Origin of the sequence: Aeromonas sp. 1HA1 (assembly GCF_029237385.1) — a bacterium.
Lineage (GTDB): Bacteria > Pseudomonadota > Gammaproteobacteria > Enterobacterales > Aeromonadaceae > Aeromonas > Aeromonas popoffii.
The window spans coordinates 1-4492 of the sequence record NZ_JAACGC010000131.1 but is presented as its reverse complement, the minus strand read 5'-3'; the positions used below and the strand labels follow the sequence as shown (position 1 = coordinate 4492).

The following is a 4492-nucleotide window of genomic DNA, read 5'->3' as shown; positions in this document are numbered from 1 at the left end:
GCAAAGCGAGCATCAGACGGAAGCAAAAGATTGCAGGAATGAGCAGTGAATACCTGGAAAAGGTACTCAATGCTGGCCTCAACAAATTGGGTGAATTTTAACAATATGTTCACGCTCTCGCCCTGGGTGTTGGCCTGAGCGTCGAGTGTGGCGAACTTGAGCTCCTTCGAGCTGAAGTCATGCATGAAGTAGTTGAAGAAAGCATCCACTTCACGTGGTACCCGTTGAGACTCGTTAAAGTACTTTACATATTTCGCGGCCTGTACAGTCTTGCTCTGGTAGCGTTGCCACATCACGATGTCATCGGCATCCTTTCCTACCTGCTCAAGCCAGCCCCAACGCTCCTTGAGTTCATCACGTTCGCTACCATTGGCCACTTTCAGGCGAGCACGGTAGTCGAACAGCTTTTCTCCCAGCCATGTGCAGTAACAAGTCATATGCCGTTCGAACCCAGCCGGAGTCGGGTCGACCCGACCGGCCCACTTCTGGTAATGGTCGCTAAAATCTTGCACGGAGCGTCCGGCCAGGTTGTCCAGCATAACGAAGTAGCTCGCCACTTTGCGGGATGTTTTTTCCAAAGTACGAAAGTTTGGGAACGGCACCTGAGCCCGACGAGCGGTATCAAACATCTTTCTAAGCGGCACCCGGCAAAGCTCGGCACTGGGCCGCTGTTCGTTGGGCAACAGGCCCCCAGTAACATCTTCGCTGATGCCAGGGCAGAGCTCCTCCCGCCAACCTAGCTTGAGCGGCCCAAGGGGTAGCAGTGGGCGATAATCTCGCCGCTCATGGGCGGCCACCAGATGCAGGGCTCGCTTGACGGCTGGGTGAAGGGGCTTGTTATAGTCAATTACCTTGGCGCCCGCCACCACGCCTAACGGCACGCCAGCCGGATTTTTGGTCAACAGACCTGCCCAGTCAGATACCTCCGCAACAGTGTCACCCATGTCGAGCAGACTACGCCGTGAGCTGTCGAAGAGGCCAGCGAAGATCACCTCGACCTTGCTCTCCTCGAAGCGGTACTCGTTGCCCACCTTGGTACAGACCGACTCCAGCAGTTCCTCGATAAAGCGGCGAGCCAGAGCCGCCCCCAGATCGGCCCCGAAGACCGATACCTGGATCAACTTGATGGGAAGCTGGTTAAGCTTCTTCACATCAGAAATGGCCAGTTTGAAATTGTTCTTGGCATAATCGACCCTTGCATCCACCCCCGTCATCAGCAGGTCGGCGACCAACGGATTATCCCGGATGGGAGCTACCGCTTCGACCAGTGCTCGTTTGGCCGCATTTTTGGCCGCTGAGACGGATGCCTCGAAACCGCTCTTCAGGGTCAGCATGTCGCCTAGCTTATTGGTCAGAACCTTGCTCCAATCCCCCTTGACGGCCTCGACCACAGTTTCTTTAGCCTGACCTTTCAAATCGTCGAGGTAATCGCCAGCCAACGCCTGCTGCCTTGCATCCAGAATGCTGTCCAGTCGCTCAGCTGTCGTATCGTTGAGCTCTGTGCCCAAACCGGGAATGTAAACCTTGGCGTATGAATAGGACGAGATGAGTGGAGCCTTTACCTCAAGCGGATGGGCTCGAAACAGACGTCCCACATTGGTCAGCCGTTGGATCTCTTCATCTATGTAGATATTCCGCTTGGTGCCATCGAAGAAGAAACCTATTTGCAACGCCAGCGAGCAGGTGCCAATCCCCGCCTTATGCAGACTCTCTTCTCGATCAATACGACACTTTTGGTCATCCCTATCCACCATCACTATTTCCTCGTCCGATAGGTATCAACAATGCTATCCAGCTCAACAGGGCAGCTATGGGCCCAACGAATCATCGGGGTATTGTCAGGCAGCACCAATACACAGAAATCATCCTGCCCCTTCTCCCGCTTGGGCATGGGCAGGGTGAGCGAGTGTTTTTCAAATCGGTAGCCTGCTTTCTCTTGCTCCTCGGTCATATCGAGTTCCCAATCGATTTTCACCGTATCGCCGTCGATTCGATAGGGGCCTGCACGTCCACCTCCGCCGGCACCGAATCCATCAAACGCAAACGTGTTGCTGCCCATCTTGCCATTGACATAGACGTAACTGATGGGGCGGTCGATCACCGACATGAGCACGATAGAGGCCCCGCCATGCCGCTCCTGTAACAGAAATGTCCATCCCAGCCAGAGCACCAGTACAATGGCACTCAGCCAGCGTCCCCAGCGGGGCATCAAGTTCCACGCAGCCGTGGCCATCGTGGAGATAAATCGTGTCAGGCTTCTTTCTACTGTCATGCTTGTCTCTTTTGTTATTCCTGGGCCGAACGCTCAACCAGCGAGCTGGTCCCCGCCTGATGGAGGCTCTCTTCTCGATCTACCCGGCACTGCAAGTCATCCCTATCCACCATCACTATTTCCTCGTACGATAGGTATCAATCACGTCATTCATCACAGGCTCAGCCCCCCCCCATCGCACCATCACTTTGTTGTCGGGCAAAAAGAGGACATGAAAGTTATTCTGCCCCTTTTCCCGCTTGGGCATGGGCAGGGTGAGCGAGTGTTTTTCAAATCGGTAGCCTGCTTTTTCTTGCTCCTCGGTCATATCGAGTTCCCAGTCGATCTTCACCGTATCGCCATCGATCTCATAGGGGCCAGCACTACCGCCCCCGCGGCACTGACCCCGTCAAATGCAAACGTGTTGCTCCCCATCTTGCTATTGACATAGACGTAACTGATGGGGCGATCGATCACCGACATGAGCACGATAGCGGCCCCGCCATGTCGCTCCTGTAACAGAAACGCCCATCCCAGCCAGAGCACCAGCACAATGGCACTCAGCTAGCGTCCCCAGCGGGGCATTAGATTCCAAGCAGCAGTGGTCATGGTGGAAATAAGTCGTGGCAGGCTTCTTTCTACTGTCATGCTGATTGCTTGAGTTGTTCCAAGGCTAAGCGCCCACCTTCCAGATAGGCCAATCCCCAGAGCATTAACTGAGCGTCGGTTGCCCCTGCCTGCTTGGCCTTGTCGAGCGCCTTGCGAACCATGGCCATCCGCTCACAGGGCGGAAACTGAGCAATATTATCCCCTGATTGCCAGAGAGCCAGCAGTCGATGGGCTTGCGGTGATCCTTCCAATGCTTGATAGAGTGCCGGGGTCAGTTGCACCAGAACTGGTTCTGCCGGGGGGATAGACAAGACCAGCTCACGCCAGTTGCCATTGCACTCCCGCAGCCACCAACGACTGATGCCACCAAAGATACCGCCAAGCCAGGGGGCATCCTGCTGCTCAAGCAGCAAGGGCAAGGCGTCAGGGGTATAGAACCGCAGCAGCATACTGTACTTGCCACCCGGCTCTATCACTCTTGCCCCAAGCGCCAACTGCTCTTGCAGTGTTTCCACAGGTCGCTCGCTGTCAATCAGCCCCACGACATGCCCCTGCTCGGCGAGTTCAGCCAGCAAGCCTTCATCCTGTTGTGAGCACTGCCAGAGCCAGGGGCCAAGATTGACCAGATCAAACAGGTCATCGTGCAGGTAGAGCGGCAAAAACAGCCCCTCACTCATCTTCTCTCGCTGCTCGGCACTAAGATGGGCCGCTTCGATCAGAGCAACTGCCTTTCCTTCACGCCAGATTGATTCAGGTAGCATCTTACTCTCCCTTCACCACGGCATCGCCCTGAGCAATGGCTCTCAGCATGCAAGGGATGCAGACAGGTTTTTCCATGGGCGGAAGTGTTTTCAACAAGGCTTCAGCACTCGTCTGGGTGGCGATTTGTGGCACGATAGTGACATGCTCCGGAGAGGGTTCCGTAGCGACAACTTTCGGTAAGAATGGGGCCTGTCCACCCCAGCCGGACCCATTACCAGGGCTACCGCCAGAGTTCATCTTGATGGAGGGACCGACCAAGGTGACGCCACTGGGGTCAACCTTCACAAAACTGCCGCCCACTTTGAGTGGTGATTTCAGCTCCAGCCTCCAGCACGACCTTTTGACCCGACTTGAAGTGAATTTCCTGACCCGCCTCCACCAATAGCGCCTGTGCGATTTTCTGGTGGAGCGATGCATCCATTGTGAGGGAGTAGTCAGCCTTGATGTGGTCGCGCTTCTCGCCTTCCACCGTCAGGTGGTCGTTGGCCTTGATGCGGGTGACCCGCTCGTTGTCGATATCGGTGTGCTGGTCGTGCTTGATGTGCCAAGCCGCATCGTTCTCGATGAGCACGTTCAGGTCTTTCTGACCGTGGATGTAAATCTCTTCCTGTCCGGCCTGGTCTTCAAAGCGCAGCTCGTTGAAGCCTTCACCCTGATGGGTCTCGGTGCGCAGCACGGTACGGGTCTTGTTGGCGGGCAGCTCGTAAGGTGGCCGGTTGGTGGCGTGGAAGGTGCGGCCCGTGACGATGGGCTGGTCAGGGTCGCCTTCCAGAAATGAGACGATAACTTCGTGGCCGATGCGCGGGATCGCCATCATGCCGTATTGGCCACCGGCCCAACCCTGACTCACCCGCACCCAGCAGGAGCTCT

General features: G+C 55.9%; 4 protein-coding genes and 1 pseudogene. All 5 read right to left on the bottom strand.

Annotated features, from left to right (window positions below; genetic code table 11):
• The coding region (locus tag GWQ22_RS21910; RefSeq protein ID WP_345893650.1) for a hypothetical protein at nt 1–1754 on the bottom strand (1754 nt) is incomplete at its 3' end.
• Nucleotides 1755–1756: 2 nt separating this feature from the next.
• Entirely contained in the window at nt 1757–2272 is a 516-nt protein-coding gene (locus GWQ22_RS20895) for a hypothetical protein (protein ID WP_275931550.1), read from the bottom strand.
• Between the two features lie 115 nt (nt 2273–2387).
• The gene (locus tag GWQ22_RS20890) at nt 2388–2603 is read right to left on the bottom strand and encodes a hypothetical protein (RefSeq protein WP_275931549.1); all 216 of its coding nucleotides are present in this window, start codon (nt 2601–2603) and stop codon (nt 2388–2390) included.
• 292 nt (nt 2604–2895) lie between these two features.
• Nucleotides 2896–3621, bottom strand: coding sequence for a DUF4123 domain-containing protein (locus GWQ22_RS20885; RefSeq protein WP_275931548.1), 726 nt, complete (start codon nt 3619–3621; stop codon nt 2896–2898).
• A gap of 1 nt (nt 3622) precedes the next feature.
• A pseudogene (gene tssI / locus GWQ22_RS20880) lies at nt 3623–4492 on the bottom strand (type VI secretion system tip protein TssI/VgrG); the annotation flags it as partial.